The sequence below is a fragment of the Arcticibacter tournemirensis genome (assembly GCF_006716645.1).
Taxonomy (GTDB): domain Bacteria; phylum Bacteroidota; class Bacteroidia; order Sphingobacteriales; family Sphingobacteriaceae; genus Arcticibacter; species Arcticibacter tournemirensis.
On record NZ_VFPL01000001.1, the window covers coordinates 1,371,847 to 1,389,828 of the forward strand.

Genomic DNA, 17,982 nt, shown 5'->3' on the forward strand with positions numbered 1-17,982 from the left:
ACTGCTTGTTTCTTTATTTATAAACAACTGAGTAATTCATAAACGGAAGTTTATAGCTTCTCTCAATTTTTCCTTAGTAGTTCGTATTTCGTAATATTCGAAGGATCTACTGCACTTAGTATGTTATAAGCAGCCATGCGGTCCTTCGGCGCCGCCTGACTTATAATGTTAACGAGCTCATCGGCTTTAGCGGTGAAAAATACCTGGTTAAGCATCGATCCCTGTCGTTGTCTGTCAATTTTTTGCAACTGGGGGAGTACATCAATTATCTGTTTGCGGCCTTTAGCCTGGTTTTCGGCCATAACATCCAGTCCATTTCGATGATAATCATACAGTGCCTGTCGTAGAGGCGTGTACGCCTTGTTTGTGAAGTTTTCTACTAACCAGTAACGGTTCCTGAGAGTCTCAAAGGCTTTCCATCCTGGAAAGGAGGTGTTTTGTGCGTTGTTTACCACGGTTTGCGCCTTGGTATAATACGGGCTTCCCGAGAACTTCGAAAATGTATCGTAGTCCAGCCCCGTTATAATATAAGCATAATAGGCAAGCAACGAAGTGAGGTTACTGTTATAAACCTGGTCGGAATAATCGAGCGGCTGCCCTTCGGTATAACTGAAATTAAACTCCTTGTCGCTAAGATTCAGAATCGTTGAATTGTAGCTAGTGCCATACACGGGCCTGCTTGACACAATCTGTGCTTCGGCTTTGAAGTTGGAAGATCCGTCCCATTCGATGATATTAATTACAAAACTGCAGTCAATTCTTTCCTGGTTTTGCAGGATATCTGCCGACCACTTCCGGCCATTTAGAAAGTCGCGAATCGCTCCCTCGAGCACTCCAAGGACCCTTTTGTTGGTATTCTGTACTTGTGGAGACAATATCTGTACCCTTGCATTTAAATCCTGCGCTGAAACAACTGTCACCGAAAGAAGTAACAGAATGAGCGTTGCAAATCTCTGCGTTATATTAGTCCCGTTATTTTTTTGCATATATCTATAGCTACATCCTCTTTTGTTTTCAGCGGAAATCTTTCTGTGTTAAGATACCGGTCTATGATAGTTATTTTATTCGTATCGCCTTTAAACCCTGCGCCTTCATCATTTAATGAATTAAGAACAATAAAATCGAGATTTTTCTTTTCGAGTTTTTTTATTGCGTTTGCTTCCTCATTCTGCGTCTCCAGTGCGAAGCCGATAAGTATCTGTCCGGCCTGTTTCATTTGTCCTGCCCGGGCAAGAATGTCCGTTGTCTTTACAAGCTCCATTCCGAATTCTGACGAATCTTTTTTGATCTTTTCAGTCGAGACGTACTTTGGCTTATAATCAGCAACGGCAGCGCTCATTACCGCAATATTGCTTTCTGGGAAATGTTTCTCCACTGCTTCAGCCATCTCATCAGATGATATAACATTGATCCTGCGGATACGTTTTCCTTTGAGTTCCAACGCCGATGGCCCACTAATGAGTGTTACGTCGGCCCCTTGTTTCGCGAGTTCTTCTGCAATAGCAAAGCCCATCTTTCCAGAGGAGTGATTCCCAATAAAGCGCACTGGATCGATTGCTTCATAAGTAGGCCCGGCTGTAACCAGCGCCCGCTTTCCACTTAAGGGCAATGATGTACTTAAACTGGTTTCCAGGAAGCGAATGATGTCCTCAGGTTCTGCCATTCGGCCCTCACCGGTAAGTCCGCTAGCCAGCTCGCCGTATCCCGGGTTTATCTGTATGTTTCCGTAATTGCCAAGAATTGCGACGTTCTGTTTAGTAGAAGGATGCTGCCACATATCTAGATCCATGGCAGGTGCGAAATATATAGGGCACTTTGCCGATAGATAAGTAGCAGTAAGAAGATTATCACAGATCCCGTGAGCAAACTTAGCGATGGTGTTCGCACTTGCCGGCGCAATAAGCATCAGGTCAGCCCAAAGGCCAAGCTCCACATGGCTGTTCCATTCGCCGGTGTCTTCCTTGAAATAGCTGCTTAGAACGGGGCTTTTGGAAAGAGTAGAAAAGGTAAGGGGACTAACAAAATGCGACGCATCCTTAGTCATAATTACTTTGACGTTTGCACCAGCTTTCACCAGTAAACGAGTTAAAGTAGCAGATTTGTAACTGGCTATGCTGCCACAAACGCCCAGTAATATCTTTTTTCCTTCAAGCATAATACATAAAGTCTAAAATGAAGCTTTAGCTTTATGCCTTCAACCACCGGCTTTTCAGCTATAATGGCTTTCAGACATTGAAGGTTCAAATATAGAACAATTAGCCTTGTTCTTTTGAAGGATTTCTGAAGTAAACTTTGTCGTTTAAGAATTCGTCAATAGCAATAAGCGTAGGCTTTGGCATACGTTCGTAGTGCTTTGATATTTCTATTTGTTCACGGTTCTCAAATACCTCTTCCAGATTGTCGTTCGATGAAGCAAACTCAGAGAGTTTTCCATGAAGCTCTTCTTTAATGTTATTTGATATCTGGTTAGCACGTTTTGCAATGATCACCAGTGATTCGTAAAGATTATCTGTTGTTGTATCTAACTGGCGCAGATCGCGTGTAATCGTGGTTGGCGCAACTGTGCTATTTTTAGTATTACTCATTTTTACTTGTTTTATTTTCCTGATCTGTTTCGTTATTCTTTTCTGTGTCCTTGCTCTTAGGCGCGGGCTGCTGTTGTGCTGCCAGTAATTTCTGTACTTCTGAAATGCCTTCCTCAGCTTTTTTCTTATAATTCTGAACCTCTTTTAAGTATTTGCTGCTTGGATAATCTTCAGCAAATTCAGTAGCGAGGCTCACAACTTCTTCGTAACGTTCTTCCTGCCGTATCTCTATACTGTTTTCGGCATATAGATATTGTGCCTGCACTGTAAGATATTCCATCTCTTCAGCGTACTTGGTATCCGGATAGTCCCTCAGAACATTTTTAAATGCAAATACAGCCGACCGATAATTCTGAACGTCGTAAGCTCCAATATCAAGATAAAGCTTTGCATTTGCAAATGCTTTCCTCTCCAGTTTGTCACGAAGGTTTGCAATCAGATTACTAGCTTCTGCAACCCTGTCACTCTTAGGGTAAAGATTGATAAACAGCTGAAGCGATTCTATTGCCCTTGCCGTGTTTTCCTGGTCAAGCGAGAAATTAGGGGATTCAAGATAATAGCAGTAAGCAGACATAAAACGACAGTCTTCTGCTCTTGCACTGTTAGGATAAGTATCAGCAAAAACCTTAAACTGATATCTTGCAGTTGTATAATCTTTTAGCTGATAATTAGTGTAAGCAAAATAATAAGAAAGATCCTCTGCTTCAGAGCGACCTCTGTATTTTTGCATCAACCCGTCGAACAGGATCAGCGCCTTGCTATAATCTTTTTTGTTGTAAAGCCGTATTGCTTCCTGATACTTCTTACCAGTATCGTTACTCTGTACGAGTTTTTCGAATTTACTTTTACAGCCTGCAACTACTGCTAACAATATAAGTAAGCACCATGTTATTAAATGCTTGTTTTTAAACATCCTGCAAAGATACATTAAATATGATAATGAGTCAATCCTATATTAACTGGAGCGAAGGTAATATATTATCATTATTTGCTTGTCATTTTAACATACCTTAACGTTTGTTCTGACCGGGCGTTGTTCATGCCGTGTACTTATTAGTTACTTTTATGGATACGGCTCTTAGGTTATGCTCTCTATTATCCTTGTGCGGTTTAATTAATTAGACACTACCTCTAAGCGTTGATACACTTAATTGAACACTACCCACGCTGAAACTACCTTTAACAGTCTCCTGAAAAGGTACTGATTCGCTGCGGTATGGCTGCGCATCAGGAATGGCTCTCCTACGGATCCCGGTCGATATTTTTACAACAAAAGTCAAATAAGATGCGTCAGATAATCGTACCAAAAACGTTGTAAAAGCGTTTCTGCAGCGCAGCCATACCGTCGGCTTCCCGAACGCAACCCCTGGCCAGTTACCAGCGTGCCTTGTCTTATCCTGGAATAGCTATACAGGTTAATGAATAAATCCTGAATTAATTATACACTATGGTTTGTTATTCCTGATTGGATTATACACTGCAATTTGGTAATCCTGATTGAACTATACAAGGGCAAGTTCCTCCTTTTTTGATTTTTTATTCTTCCAGCGTTTCATCAAGACTCCTGCCCGCAAATGAGCCTGATCTGGAGTGAGGTAATCACAACTGGCATGAGGTCTTAACTCATTATATGCCCGGATGCTTTCGGCGATCTTTCTTTTAGTGTCATCAAAGCCCAGTCCTGAGTGGTGCAGGTTGAATTCTTCTTTGAGGATCCCGTTCACCCGTTCAGCCAGTGCATTTTCATAGGGATCGCCATTTTCAGTCATACTGATGGCAATCCTGCTGCCCAGTAATACAGATACATACTCTTTGCTGCAATACTGCGATCCCCGATCTGAATGATGGATCAGTTCATCCTGATAGATCCGATTGTCCAGGGCCATTCTCAGAGCCTGTGCACATCCCTGAGCAGCCAGATCTTTATGAAAGCAGTACCCCATGATCTTCCTGGAATAAGCATCCGTCACCAGGCTGAGATATCCCCATCCGCTGTTCATGCGGATATAGGTAATGTCACTCACCCATACCTGCTCGGGACGGTTAATCCTCAATTCTTTCACCAAATTGGCATATTTATGCATCCAGTGCCGCGAATCGGTCGTCACTACCCGCCGCTTTCTGCGCCGGATATCCAGTCCGTGCTCCCGCATCAGATCAAATAAATAGTCCCGCCCTATTCGGATGTCATGCTCAGCCAGCATGGGAGTGAGCATGTAATGTAATTTAAGGGTGCCTGTCCGCGGCAGGGACTCACGGACCTGATGGACATGCTGCAGGATGATCTCCTCTTTTAATCCAATATCCTGATAGCGCCACTGGTGGTCATACCAGGCATGGCGGCTCTTGCCAAACAGTCTGCACAGTTTCTTTATTCCCATTGCGGGTTCCTGCTGTTTCATTTTGGTGACTGTTTGGCTCCAGACTTTTTTCGGATATCGATTTTGAGCTGTTCTTCGGCAATATCGATCATCGTCTCCAACGCCCGGATCTTTAACTGGGCCTCTGCCAATTGTTCCTTCAGCGATTTGGTTTCGCCCGCGGAAACTTCTTTTTGTTGTTTCTTTTTTGATTTCACTGGTGGTATTTGACGGCTAAGTTCGGCATTTTCTGCTTTCTGTTGCTTCACCCAACGGTCTACTACTGTCCTGCTTTTGATGCCAAAAGCCACACATGCTTCCCGTACAGACATTCCTGACTCTACTGCCCGCAGCACCGATCGCTTCTCTGAGGGGCTATACCGCCGGCTGCGTTCTGCATAATAGTCCTTCGATCCATAACGGGTCATCCAATTGGTCAAGGTCGATTCATGCATCCCGTACTCACTCAGTATCTCCCGACGGGGAATTCCTGATTCGATCTGTTCTACTATTTCCTTGATTTTACGCTTGTCAAAGGGTACGTTCTTTTCCGCTCTCTTTGATTTAAATTTCACTCTTCTGGTTTCCATACACTGCTTGTTTGGTGTATAGCTTTTTTAGGAATCGACACCTTATGGAAGGACCATAGATTAAATCGTACAACGTTTATTATTATATATAAATGGGTATTATTGTATAGGGAGACCTAGCTCCGGTAGATGTTCAATCCCCAAGCAAGATATCACTTTGCGTAGTGAACCATTCCTTATTGATAAGTCGTCGGCAATTCGTCAGAACTTCACTGGGACTGCTGGCACTTTTCCGGCAGACTGGTGGCAGACTGACGGCCGGAGCGATGCAAGGCGCTACGGCATTTCGAGCCAGTTTATTCGACTTTCTGTCGATAAAAAGTCGATGAAACCAGCATAGCGAGTCGATGAAATGACGACCAATCCGGCCGCAAGCCTGCCACCGTTGTGCCCGTTGTGCGCCACCAGTCCCCCGATCGGGCCCCGATCCGGGGCCACCCCGGGTCACCCGTGACCATCAGTCCTCTGCCCGGGGCCACCGCCTCCCGGCATCCGCACCACACCACCCATCCGCCCGCCAGCATTTTGCCGTACCCTTGCCGTACCCGTGCCGGGACAGGTTCCTGATTTGCCTAGCAGCGTATCGGAAAAGCAACGGGCGGGTATCGGTAATTCATCGGTAGCTCCCGTAGTCCGCCCGTAGCTTTTCCGATACTTTTCCGATGGCGGCCCGATAAAAAGAGGGGGTAGAGTGCCTTCAGGTACGGCCATGGTACGGCCCGGGGCAACAGCAGACAAAAAAAAGAGGGGTGTTAGAGGCCTGAAGATGAGCAAAGTGGGAAAAGGAAAACCCCTCATGCGGGAAAAGGTTTGAAAAAAAGGGAAAAAAGATTTGCAGGGGGCCAAAAAAGTGTGCATCTTTGCAATCCCAAAACGGGAGATACGGCGCAAGGCTGTTGAGGCAAAAAGGCTGAGAGAAGGGTACCGGGAGGCCAGAAAAGGGGGAACGGAAGCGGAGAAAGGGGCGAGAAAAAAAAGTAAAAAAAGTTCTTGCAGAAAAGAAAAAAGATTCTCACCTTTGCAGTCCCAAAACGGGACAACCGAAAAGGGAAAAACAAAGCAGAAGGCGCGACGCTGGAAGCCAATAAAAAAGAGATCAAAAGCTGCAAAGCTTTGAAGATAGCCAAGCCGTGAGGGGGAGGCGCAAAAGTTCTTAAAAAAGAAATGTCATGTAGCGTAACAGGTAGGAATATCTGTTAACAAAACAACAAGAAGTTAACGAAATCCCAAGTCAATTCAGCAAATAGCATTAATACAAACGATTCTATTTGAATAATACTTAAATAGGGTCAGAGAACAAAAACTTCATTACAATGGAGAGTTTGATCCTGGCTCAGGATGAACGCTAGCGGCAGGCCTAATACATGCAAGTCGAACGAGATTGAAGAGCTTGCTCTTCATGAAAGTGGCGCACGGGTGCGTAACGCGTATGCAATCTACCTTACTCAGGGGGATAGCCCGGAGAAATCCGGATTAACACCGCATAACATAATGATATGGCATCATATTATTATCAAATATTAATAGGAGTAAGATGAGCATGCGTGACATTAGCTAGTTGGTAAGGTAACGGCTTACCAAGGCGACGATGTCTAGGGGATCTGAGAGGATGACCCCCCACACTGGTACTGAGACACGGACCAGACTCCTACGGGAGGCAGCAGTAAGGAATATTGGTCAATGGAGGCAACTCTGAACCAGCCATGCCGCGTGCAGGAAGACGGCCCTACGGGTTGTAAACTGCTTTTGTACCGGAATAAACCCTCTTTCGTGAAAGAGGTTGAATGTACGGTAAGAATAAGGATCGGCTAACTCCGTGCCAGCAGCCGCGGTAATACGGAGGATCCAAGCGTTATCCGGATTTATTGGGTTTAAAGGGTGCGTAGGCGGCTTATTAAGTCAGGGGTGAAAGACGGTGGCTCAACCATCGCAGTGCCTTTGATACTGATGAGCTTGAATCTACCTGAGGTAGGCGGAATGTGACAAGTAGCGGTGAAATGCATAGATATGTCACAGAACACCAATTGCGAAGGCAGCTTACTAAAGTGGTATTGACGCTGAGGCACGAAAGCGTGGGGATCAAACAGGATTAGATACCCTGGTAGTCCACGCCCTAAACGATGAACACTCGATGTTGGCGATATACAGTCAGCGTCTAAGCGAAAGCGTTAAGTGTTCCACCTGGGGAGTACGCCCGCAAGGGTGAAACTCAAAGGAATTGACGGGGGCCCGCACAAGCGGAGGAGCATGTGGTTTAATTCGATGATACGCGAGGAACCTTACCCGGGCTTGAAAGTTACTGAATGACTCAGAGATGAGTCAGTCCTTCGGGACAGGAAACTAGGTGCTGCATGGCTGTCGTCAGCTCGTGCCGTGAGGTGTTGGGTTAAGTCCCGCAACGAGCGCAACCCCTGTGAATAGTTGCCAGCATGTAAAGGTGGGGACTCTATTCAGACTGCCTGTGCAAACAGAGAGGAAGGCGGGGACGACGTCAAGTCATCATGGCCCTTACGTCCGGGGCTACACACGTGCTACAATGGATGGTACAGAGGGCAGCTACGTAGTAATACGATGCCAATCTCAAAAAGCCATTCACAGTTCGGATTGAGGTCTGCAACTCGACCTCATGAAGTTGGATTCGCTAGTAATCGCAGATCAGCAATGCTGCGGTGAATACGTTCCCGGGCCTTGTACACACCGCCCGTCAAGCCATGGAAGCTGGGGGGTACCTGAAGTATGTAACCGCAAGGAGCGTCCTAGGGTAAAACCGGTAACTGGGGCTAAGTCGTAACAAGGTAGCCGTACCGGAAGGTGCGGCTGGAATACCTCCTTTCTAGAGGCTGGAAAGAGCCTGTTATGCTACAGATATTCTTTTAGAGTTACAAGTGGAAAGTAGAAAGTTAAAAGCTGAAAACTGAAAGCAGAAAACGATAAAAGAGAAAGACATTTCAAAAGAAACACAAGAAGAAACACCCGCAAGAGGAAAGCCAGAACAGTGGCAATAGCCAGAAGAGCTGGCGTGATTGGAAAAACAGTCCCGTAGCTCAGTTTGGTTAGAGCACTACACTGATAATGTAGGGGTCAGCAGTTCAAATCTGCTCGGGACTACAGGCGAGGAGTTTAAAGTTGAAGGTTGAAAGTGAAGCGTAGCAATACGGTAACTTTAAACTCGGAACGTTAAACGAAAAACTCAACACGGGGGATTAGCTCAGCTGGCTAGAGCACCTGCCTTGCACGCAGGGGGTCAACGGTTCGAATCCGTTATTCTCCACCGGTAAGCAGAAAGAGGGCAGTAAAAGAGAGAAGACGATGTCTTGATACCTGATACTAGCTACTTGATACTGTTTAACAACGTTCTTTGACATATTGGAAGAAGTAATTGAAGAGAAAACAACAGAAAGAGTCTCTTAAGTTAAAAGTAGAGAGTTAAAAGTAGAAGGTAGCGATACACGAAACTTTAAACGTTGAACTTTAGACTTAGAACTCAAAAAAAGCATTGTTTGCTGAGCAAAAGCAGCAAACAAGAAGAAAGTAAGAAAGGGCACACGGGGAATGCCTTGGCTCTCAGAGGCGAAGAAGGACGTGATAAGCTGCGATAAGCTGCGGGGATCAGCAAATATGAATTGATCCGCAGATTTCCGAATGGGGAAACCTAACTAGTTGAAGACTAGTTGCAATAGCGCGAACGTGCTGAACTGAAACATCTAAGTAAGCATAGGAAGAGAAAATAATAATGATTTCCTGAGTAGTGGCGAGCGAAAGGGAAAGAGCCCAAACCAGCTATGTTACGGCATAACTGGGGTTGTAGGACCACAACATGATTAGTAAAGCGAAGAAGAACGGGATGGGAAGCCCGGCCATAGAGCATGATAGCTGCGTATTCGTAAGCAATACTAAACTAGTGGAATCCTGAGTACCGCGAGGTCGGAGACGCCTTGTGGGAAACTGCCGGCACCATCCGGTAAGGCTAAATACTCCTGAGAGACCGATAGTGAACCAGTACCGTGAGGGAAAGGTGAAAAGAACCCCGAACAGGGGAGTGAAATAGAACCTGAAACCGTGTGCTTACAAGCGGTCGGAGCAGACTTGTTCTGTGACGGCGTGCCTTTTGCATAATGAGCCTACGAGTTACTCTTCTCTGGCAAGGTTAAGCGGTTAAGCCGCGAAGCCGAAGCGAAAGCGAGTCTGAATAGGGCGTATAGTCAGAGGAGGTAGACGCGAAACCTTGTGATCTACCCTTGAGCAGGTTGAAGGTGCCGTAACAGGTACTGGAGGACCGAACCGATAAGCGTTGAAAAGCTTCCGGATGACTTGAGGGTAGGGGTGAAAGGCCAATCAAACTGGGAAATAGCTCGTACTCCCCGAAATGTTTTTAGGAACAGCGTGGATGTTAAGTTTTATAGAGGTAGAGCTACTAATTGGGTGCGGGGGAGTCACATCCTACCAAATCCAGATAAACTCCGAATGCTATAAAATATAATCTGCAGTGAGGCGCGGGGTGCTAAGGTCACGCGCCGAGAGGGAAAGAACCCAGACCATCAGCTAAGGTCCCAAAATTAACGCTAAGTTGAACTAACGAGGTCCGATTGCACAGACAGCTAGGATGTTGGCTTGGAAGCAGCCATTCATTTAAAGAGTGCGTAACAGCTCACTAGTCGAGCGATCGGGCATGGATAATAAACGGGCATTAAGCGTTATACCGAAGCTATGGATGCAGCAATGCGTGGTAGGGGAGCATTCCAATATCAGTGAATCAGTACCGTAAGGTATTGTGGAGAGATTGGAAAAGCAAATGTAGGCATAAGTAACGATAAGGCGGGAGGGAAACCCGCCCACCGAAAGACTAAGGTTTCCTGATCAACGCTAATCGGATCAGGGTTAGTCGGGACCTAAGGAGACGCCGGGTGGCTCATCCGATGGACAACTGGTTAATAATCCAGTACTTTCTTTAACTGCGATGTGGAGACGGAGTAGTGACACTGCCGCGATCTGACGGAATAGATCGTTAAAAGGCGTAGGTATATCAGAGACAGGCAAATCCGTCACTGATGCTGAAACCCAATAGTACCGCGAACCTTCGGGGGAGCGGATAGAGCAGGTAACCAGACTTCCAAGAAAACCCGCTAAGCTTCAGGTTAAAGAAACCCGTACCGTAAACCGACACAGGTAGTCGAGGAGAGAATCCTAAGGTGCTCGAGTGAATCATGGCTAAGGAACTCGGCAAAATGGCCCTGTAACTTCGGGAGAAGGGGCGCTGAGAGTAATCTCAGCCGCAGTGAAAAGGCCCAGGCGACTGTTTAACAAAAACACATGGCTTTGCAAAATCGAAAGATGAGGTATAAGGCCTGACACCTGCCCGGTGCCGGAAGGTTAAGAGGGGATGTCATCTGTTAAAGGAGAAGCATTGAATCGAAGCCCCGGTAAACGGCGGCCGTAACTATAACGGTCCTAAGGTAGCGAAATTCCTTGTCGGGTAAGTTCCGACCTGCACGAATGGTGTAACGATCTGGGCGCTGTCTCAGCCATGAGCTCGGTGAAATTGTGGTATCGGTGAAGACGCCGGTTACCCGCAACGGGACGGAAAGACCCCATGCACCTTCACTACAACTTAACATTGATACTGGGTACAGAATGTGTAGGATAGGCGGGAGGCAGTGAAGCGGTGGCGCCAGCCATCGTGGAGTCAACCTTGAAATACCGCCCTTTCTGTACACGGTGTCTAACTCTCTTGAGGGAGGACATTGTTTGGCGGGTAGTTTGACTGGGGTGGTCGCCTCCAAAAAGGTAACGGAGGCTTTCAAAGGTAAGCTCAGTACGCTTGGTAACCGTACGGGGAGTGCAATAGCATAAGCTTGCTTGACTGTGAGACAGACAAGTCGAACAGGGTCGAAAGACGGATATAGTGATCCGGTGGTTCTGCATGGAAGGGCCATCGCTCAAAGGATAAAAGGTACGCTGGGGATAACAGGCTGATCTCCCCCAAGAGCTCATATCGACGGGGAGGTTTGGCACCTCGATGTCGGCTCGTCACATCCTGGGGCTGGAGAAGGTCCCAAGGGTTCGGCTGTTCGCCGATTAAAGTGGCACGCGAGCTGGGTTCAGAACGTCGCGAGACAGTTCGGTCCCTATCTGTTGTGGGCGCAGGAAGTTTGAGTGGGGCTGTCCTTAGTACGAGAGGACCGGGATGGACAAACCACTGGTGAATCTGTTATGGCGCCAGCTGTACTGCAGAGTAGCTACGTTTGGAATAGATAAGCGCTGAAAGCATCTAAGTGCGAAACTAGCCACAAGATGAGACTTCCATATAGGGTCGTGAGAGACTATCACGTTGATAGGCTACAGGTGTAAAGGTAGTGATACCATAGCCGAGTAGTACTAATTACCCGAAGCTTTCAAGGCAGAATATTCTGTTGGGCGAATCTTCAACTACTTCTTCTGATTATGTTAAATTAAGGCAGCAAGCTGAGAGCCGAAAGGTGAAAGCTACTGTTAAAGAGATAAAGGGAATGCTTTAAGCTTTGCGCTTTTGGCTTTCACCCTGAAAGATCTTCAGGTGCCTATATCGGCGGTGTCCACCTCTTCCCATTCCGAACAGAGAAGTTAAGCCCGCCAGAGCCGATGGTACTGCGGTAACACGTGGGAGAGTAGGTCGGTGCCAACCTTTCTAAAGCCCGTTAGTTCATTCTGACGGGCTTTTTTTGTGCCCTAGATTTAGCTATTGCGAGATTCCATGAACATGCCTCCTCAGATATTTGGCAGTTGCAGACACTTTATCTTCCATTAATCTTTTAACGGTTCCTTCAAATACCAGTTGTCCGCCATATTTACCTGGACCGGGCCCGATATCTATCACCCAGTCGGCCTGTGAAATAATATCGAGATTGTGTTCAATCACAATCAGAGTGTTCCCACTTTCCACCATTCGGTTAAGTATCGCCATGAGTCTCTTTGTATCAGCAGGATGCAGGCCCGTAGTTGGCTCGTCTAATATAAGGACCTTACCTTTCCCGTTCAGTTCTATTGTTAATTTTAACCGCTGTCTCTCACCTCCTGAGAAAGTGCTCAACCGTTGTCCAAGTGTTACATAGCCTAGTCCTAACTCAATCAGCAGGTTGAAATGATGAGAGAAAACCTGATTCATAAAAAAGACCGCTGCTTCCTCTACAGTCATATTCATAACCTGCACAATGTTTTTCTTTTGATAGCTGTACTGCAGAACGTCATTACGAAATCCGCTTCCATGACATGCTTCACAGGGTTCCTCTACGTCGTCCATAAACGCCATGTCGATTTTTTCTATTTCTAATCCTTTGCAAAAGGGACAGGCCCCCTCGCTATTGCGACTAAAAAGCTTGTTGCTTACTTTGTTGGAGGTCGCAAATAGGTCCCTTATTTCATTAGAAATATCCAGATAGGTTAGTAAGTTAGCCCTTGAATTGCCAATAATAGCTGACTGATCTATAATAATAACTTCAGGAAACTGAGAGGGGAGAACCTTGCCGACCAAGGTGCTTTTACCCGACCCTGCTACACCGGTGATAACCGTCAGTATATCTTTTGGCAGTTTAACGGAAATCTTGTTAAGATTATATAAACTAGCGTTCTTAATCTCAAAGATTTCAGTCCATTTGCGGGGATGCAGTTTAAAAGTTCTTTTATCAGAGAAGTACTCGCCGGTTTTACCAATTGATGTTTTTAAGTTTTCAAATGAACCTTCATATACTATTTCCCCACCATGGATTCCCGACAGGGGGCCCATATCAATAATATGATCGGCAATTTTTATCAGATCAGGATCATGCTCGACGATCAAAACGGTGTTCCCTTTTTCTTTTATTTGTTTAATAATTTGAGAAATATTGTCGAGATCTTTAGGATGAAGGCCCACACTAGGTTCGTCAAAGATGTATAACAGGTTTTCCAGACTGTTTCCAAGATGTTTGACCATCTTAATGCGTTGCGATTCGCCTCCCGATAATGTGTTGGTTGTTCTGTCTAAGGTTAGGTACTGAAGTCCTATCGTAACGACATTCTTGAGCTTTTTTTCAAGCTCATGGAGTATTGTTTGATAAAGGCTGGACGACAATGATTGTATAAATATTAACAAATCATCTATAGGGAGGGCGGCGCAATCGGCAATGTCCTTATCAACAATCTTACAGTATAGTATTTTGTTGTTCAATCTTTTTCCATGGCAATCGGGACATGCGCCAGAAGAAATGATTTTTTGGAGATCGGTTCTTCTTAGCGTGTGCTCTCTTGAGTCCTTCTTTAAAATACTGTTTTTTATCCGGGGCAGCACGCCTATATACTGCACGGTCTTCCCCCATTCCTTCGTGGGACGCGGCGGTTTGTGCTCTGGGGCATGGAGTAGTAGTTCCCATTCTTCCTTTGTGTAATCCTTTAGCTTTTTTTCGTTGTCAAAATATCCCGAATTGGCATATCTCAGCCAACGATACCCCCCTGATTGAAATGTGGGGAAGAGGATAGCTCCTTCATTTAAAGACTTATTTTTATCGAAGAGCTTGTCGATATCTATGCTGTTGATATAGCCCAGTCCGTCGCACGTTGGGCACATTCCCTGCGGGTGATTGAATGAGAAAACGTTAGAGTAGCCCACAAATGGCCTTCCCATTCTGGAAAACAACAGTCTCAACGAAGCATAGATGTCGGTCGCTGTTCCTACGGTAGAGCGTGCGTTTCCGCCTAATCGCTTTTGGTTTATAATAACCGGAACATTTAGGTGTTCTATTTTATCGACATCTGCTACACCGAGATGCATTAATCGATTTCGGACGAAGCTATTCTGGGTTTCATTTATTTGGCGTTGAGCTTCTGCTCCAATGGTTTCAAAAACCAGCGATGACTTCCCCGAACCTGACACCCCTGTGAAAATGGTTATCTGATTCTTAGGAATTTCCAAAGAAATGTTTTTCAGGTTGTTTTGACGGGCGCCAAATATTTTAATTGTTCTCTCTTCAATCATTTTGGACTTACAGACGTAATCGGATAGCTATTTGTTTATTATAGCAGATGTTATTCAAAGGTACAAAATGTTGCTGAATAGGTGTTTTCATGATTCCTTAGCTATGTTAATAATAATACCGAAAGGTATATTATTTTGTGTACCTTTGGGTGTAAGTCGTGACTAAGGCTTCGAAGCATTTTAAAATATACAAGTATGACCAATCGCGTTGTAGTAACAGGCATAGGTGCTCTGACACCCTTAGGAAATAATGTAAAGGATTTTTGGAGCGGTGTTAAGAGCGGAAAAAGCGGAGCCGCACCGATTACCAGATTTGATGCATCGCTATTCCGGACAAAGTTTGCGTGCGAACTGAAAAATTTTGATCCTACACTTTTCCTGGATCGGGCGGAAGTTAAACGAATGGATCCATTCACTCAATATGCCATTGTCGCATCAGATGAAGCCATAGCGGATTCTGGTTTCAATGTGAATGAGATGGATCCGTTTGATGTAGGGGTGATCTGGGGCTCGGGACAGGGCGGAATGCAGACCTTTGAAGAGCAGGTCGCCGAATATGCTCTTGGTAACGGACAACCACGATTTAGTCCCTTTTTCGTGCCGAAACTCATTGCAAACATGGCCTCAGGTATGATCTCAATCCGTAACGGTTATATGGGAATCAATTATACAACCGTTTCGGCTTGCGCCACCTCGAATAGTGCAATTATGGACGCCTTCAACTATATCCGCACAGGGCAGGCCAAGATTATAGTAACCGGCGGATCTGAAGCGCCCATTACAGCGGCATCGATTGGCGGATTCTGTGCGATGAAGGCCATGTCTGTAAGGAATGATGATCCTGCAGTGGCTTCCCGTCCCTTTGATGTAGCCCGAGATGGCTTCGTTATGGGAGAAGGTGCAGGTGCATTGGTGTTGGAAGATTACGATCATGCGAAAAGCAGGGGCGCACATATCTATGCAGAGATCACCGGTGCAGCAATGACCGCAGATGCTTACCATATGACGGCTACACATCCCGAGGGACTGGGTGCAAAGCGGGCCATGGAAATTGCATTGAAAACTTCAGGAATGAACTTTCAGGATCTCGATTATCTGAATGCACATGCGACATCGACACCTGTGGGCGACCTTTCGGAAATCAAAGCGATTATAAGCCTCACAAAAAATGAAAAGAATAAAGTGCAGGTCAGCGCAACGAAATCAATGACGGGGCATCTTATGGGGGCAGCCGGAGGAATTGAAGCACTCATTTGTATCCTGGCTATCCGCGACAGGGTAATCCCTCCAACGATTAATACAACAGAAGTGGATCCGGACATTCCGCAAAGCGTGAATCTGGTTTTAAAGGAAGCTATAGATTTTCCCGTGAAGGCAGCGATGAGTAATACCTTCGGGTTTGGGGGGCATAATAGCATTGTGGTTTTCCGGGAGCTTGCCTGATCCGGATGAGGGCGTCCCAGGACTGGCTGTCAGCGGCCAGGCCTGGCATACCTGGAAATCCATTAGTTTGCCAGTAAGCGCCGACCGGTATGAGATTATGCTTTGTTAATTTGAATCTGGGAAAGGATCAGCTGCACGGTGCGGGTAATATGCTCAAAATTGCTGTTATCATCAGTTACCTTCGTAATCATAATACCTCCCTCTATTAGAGCGACAATCGATATGGAAAGTTGATGTACGTTGGTTTCCGGGTGGAATTCGCCATTCTCAATGCCTGTGCGCAGCAGCTCAGCTATCCTGGATCTCCACTGATTTATAGCAATTGCAGCTTTGTTTTTTAATAGTGCATGAGTGTCGTCGGCTTCGACAGCTGTGTTCAGTACAGGACAACCGCCCCTGGGAGAACCACTCCTGTTGATTTTGTCGTAAACATTTACAAAGGCCATTAACTTTTCATAGCAGGAGCTTGCTTTCGCCATATTCTGATCAACCAGCGTCTTCACCTGATCAAGATTAAAATCAAAAGCTGCTAATGCAACCTCGTCCTTGTTCTCGAAGTTTCCGTAAATACTACCTTTTGTTAACCCTGTGGCCTCAGTAAGATCGGTCAGAGAGGTGCCCGCGTATCCTTTCGTATTGAAGATACCGGCTGTCGTTTGGATAATGAATTGACGGGTACGTTCTGCTTTCGAAAGTTTTTCTGCCATGCAGCAAATATACCAATTAGTATATATAATAAGTTACAGATGGATCGTACAGATGACCGGACCCGGTCCTGAGCTATTCGCGGGTCAGATGATAATAAATTATCAAGTCAGTTGAAGAATGTTTTGTAAAGCTGATCTGTGTGGTATATAATATGAAACTATTACAAACTCTATAAAGAAAAATGCTCTGCAAGTGATACCCTTAGTATAGACATTGGAAGACAGCAATCAATAAAAGCGCAACGGTTAGTGCCGTTGCGCTTTCGATCATTAATGAACAAAGAGGTGTTTACTTTTTGCTTTTGGAATAATCGCTCCACTGTGCAGTGCCTTTGGGTTCAGCGTTCCTAACTTCAGCACTTCGTTCCTCACTCAGCTGTTCGTTTAGTTTTTCAGTTTTTGCAAGCTCGCTTTTCTTGTTGTCTTCAGTTTCAGTTAGCCCCTTAGTATCCTTCACGTGCGCCACCGGATCAGCAATATATTCCCAATCTTTTCCCATATCCGGCATTTCTCCGTCATTCCATGGGCCTCTTGGACTTTTTTCCGGAGAGAGGTTGAAATATTGTTGCGTAAAACGAGGGTCTGCCTGTAATACGCCCGGAGGGAAGTTGGGCTGGATGGTTGCTAATGCTGCTTCGAACATTTTATAATGAGCAACTTCACGGGTCATCAGAAAAGATAGCGTTTCTTTTACATATGGGTCATCCGTAAATTTCATCAGGTGCTCGTATACTAACTTAGCTCTCGACTCCGATGCAAGGTTACTTCGCAGGTCGACAGTAAGATCACCATTTGAGTGGATGTAGGAAGCGCACCATGGAATACCCTGGCTGTTTCTTAGGGTTGGACCGCCTCCGGTAATAATCGGGAACTGAGGATTAGCGGTCAGAGCAGCATGAATGATGTTCTCTTTAGCTGCTTTTCCGTCCAATACCTGCATGATCTCACTTTGGTCTGCAGCATCTTTAAGCTCTCCGTTTACGCCTTTTAGTAGCATCTGGATTGTGGCACCAACGATCTCCAGGTGTGAAAATTCTTCTGTGGCAATATCCATAAGCATGTCGTACTTGTCCGGATGAGGCTGCTTAGCGCCGAAGGCTTGCGTGAAATACTGCATTGCGGCAGCAAGTTCGCCATTTTCTCCTCCAAACTGTTCTAGTAGGATATTCGCAAATGCCGGATCAGGTTTTGATACCCGGGCATTAAACTGCAGGTCTTTTGAGTGATGAAACATAGTTTTTCTTTTAGAAGATGTAAATTGTTATCTAATACAACCCTCATCGGTAGTATTGGTTTTGGGATTCGCCTATT

At 45.6% G+C, this 17,982-nt stretch carries 12 protein-coding genes, 2 tRNA genes and 3 rRNA genes; 7 read left to right on the forward strand and 10 right to left on the reverse strand.

The window, feature by feature from the left end; translation table 11 throughout:
• Positions 1 to 62: 62 nt before the first annotated feature.
• The 6 genes from porD to BDE36_RS05885 all read right to left on the reverse strand — a co-directional run bounded on the left by porD (position 63) and on the right by BDE36_RS05885 (position 5,535).
• Complete coding sequence (porD, locus tag BDE36_RS05860) at positions 63 to 986, reverse strand: type IX secretion system protein PorD (RefSeq protein WP_128769561.1); 924 nt, start codon at positions 984 to 986, stop codon at positions 63 to 65.
• Positions 959 to 2,155, reverse strand: coding sequence for a bifunctional phosphopantothenoylcysteine decarboxylase/phosphopantothenate--cysteine ligase CoaBC (coaBC, locus tag BDE36_RS05865; protein WP_202618167.1), 1,197 nt, complete (start codon positions 2,153 to 2,155; stop codon positions 959 to 961). Before coaBC ends, porD begins: the two co-directional genes overlap by 28 nt.
• A 100-nt stretch (positions 2,156 to 2,255) precedes the next feature.
• Positions 2,256 to 2,585, reverse strand: coding sequence for a DNA-directed RNA polymerase subunit omega (locus BDE36_RS05870; protein WP_128769559.1), 330 nt, complete (start codon positions 2,583 to 2,585; stop codon positions 2,256 to 2,258).
• Positions 2,578 to 3,498 carry an outer membrane protein assembly factor BamD gene (locus BDE36_RS05875; protein WP_141814110.1) on the reverse strand — a complete coding sequence of 307 codons (921 nt, stop codon included), beginning with the start codon at positions 3,496 to 3,498 and terminating at the stop codon, positions 2,578 to 2,580. Before BDE36_RS05875 ends, BDE36_RS05870 begins: the two co-directional genes overlap by 8 nt.
• A 589-nt stretch (positions 3,499 to 4,087) precedes the next feature.
• Positions 4,088 to 4,987 (reverse strand): IS3 family transposase, encoded by a 900-nt coding sequence (locus BDE36_RS05880; protein ID WP_141814111.1) that lies wholly within the window; start codon positions 4,985 to 4,987, stop codon positions 4,088 to 4,090.
• A complete protein-coding gene (locus BDE36_RS05885) occupies positions 4,984 to 5,535 on the reverse strand; it encodes a helix-turn-helix domain-containing protein (protein WP_141814112.1) in 552 nt (183 codons plus the stop codon). The genes BDE36_RS05880 and BDE36_RS05885 overlap by 4 nt, the downstream gene beginning before the upstream one ends.
• 157 nt (positions 5,536 to 5,692) lie before the next feature.
• On the opposite strand from BDE36_RS05885, the gene BDE36_RS05890 reads away from it, so the two are divergent.
• The gene (locus tag BDE36_RS05890) at positions 5,693 to 5,875 is read left to right on the forward strand and encodes a hypothetical protein (RefSeq protein WP_141814113.1); all 183 of its coding nucleotides are present in this window, start codon (positions 5,693 to 5,695) and stop codon (positions 5,873 to 5,875) included.
• Between the two features lie 104 nt (positions 5,876 to 5,979).
• On the opposite strand, the gene BDE36_RS05895 is transcribed toward BDE36_RS05890, so the two are convergent.
• Complete coding sequence (locus BDE36_RS05895; RefSeq protein ID WP_141814114.1) at positions 5,980 to 6,333, reverse strand: hypothetical protein; 354 nt, start codon at positions 6,331 to 6,333, stop codon at positions 5,980 to 5,982.
• 512 nt (positions 6,334 to 6,845) lie between these two features.
• On the opposite strand from BDE36_RS05895, the gene BDE36_RS05900 reads away from it, so the two are divergent.
• The 5 genes from BDE36_RS05900 (at position 6,846) to rrf (ending at position 12,196) form a co-directional block, all read left to right on the forward strand.
• Positions 6,846 to 8,368: ribosomal RNA gene (locus tag BDE36_RS05900) — 16S ribosomal RNA — on the forward strand.
• A gap of 200 nt (positions 8,369 to 8,568) precedes the next feature.
• A tRNA-Ile gene (locus BDE36_RS05905) sits at positions 8,569 to 8,643 on the forward strand.
• Positions 8,644 to 8,732: 89 nt separating this feature from the next.
• Positions 8,733 to 8,806: transfer RNA gene (locus BDE36_RS05910), tRNA-Ala, on the forward strand.
• A 254-nt stretch (positions 8,807 to 9,060) separates the two neighbouring features.
• A 23S ribosomal RNA gene (locus tag BDE36_RS05915) occupies positions 9,061 to 11,933 on the forward strand.
• A 151-nt stretch (positions 11,934 to 12,084) separates the two neighbouring features.
• Positions 12,085 to 12,196: ribosomal RNA gene (rrf, locus tag BDE36_RS05920) — 5S ribosomal RNA — on the forward strand.
• Together the 16S, 23S and 5S rRNA genes with 2 tRNA genes alongside form the textbook arrangement of a ribosomal RNA operon.
• Before the next feature lie 54 nt (positions 12,197 to 12,250).
• Here the strand turns inward: rrf and BDE36_RS05925 are convergent.
• Complete coding sequence (locus tag BDE36_RS05925) at positions 12,251 to 14,521, reverse strand: ATP-binding cassette domain-containing protein (RefSeq protein WP_141814115.1); 2,271 nt, start codon at positions 14,519 to 14,521, stop codon at positions 12,251 to 12,253.
• A 195-nt stretch (positions 14,522 to 14,716) separates the two neighbouring features.
• Between BDE36_RS05925 and fabF the strand changes: the two genes are divergently transcribed.
• Positions 14,717 to 15,964, forward strand: a complete 1,248-nt coding sequence (fabF, locus tag BDE36_RS05930) for a beta-ketoacyl-ACP synthase II (protein ID WP_141814116.1) — start codon at positions 14,717 to 14,719, stop codon at positions 15,962 to 15,964.
• Between the two features lie 95 nt (positions 15,965 to 16,059).
• Here fabF and BDE36_RS05935 read toward each other — a convergent pair whose 3' ends face one another.
• Positions 16,060 to 16,671, reverse strand: a complete 612-nt coding sequence (locus BDE36_RS05935) for a TetR/AcrR family transcriptional regulator (RefSeq protein ID WP_141814117.1) — start codon at positions 16,669 to 16,671, stop codon at positions 16,060 to 16,062.
• Positions 16,672 to 16,960: 289 nt separating this feature from the next.
• The gene (locus BDE36_RS05940) at positions 16,961 to 17,905 is read right to left on the reverse strand and encodes a manganese catalase family protein (RefSeq protein ID WP_141814118.1); all 945 of its coding nucleotides are present in this window, start codon (positions 17,903 to 17,905) and stop codon (positions 16,961 to 16,963) included.
• Positions 17,906 to 17,982: the final 77 nt, after the last annotated feature.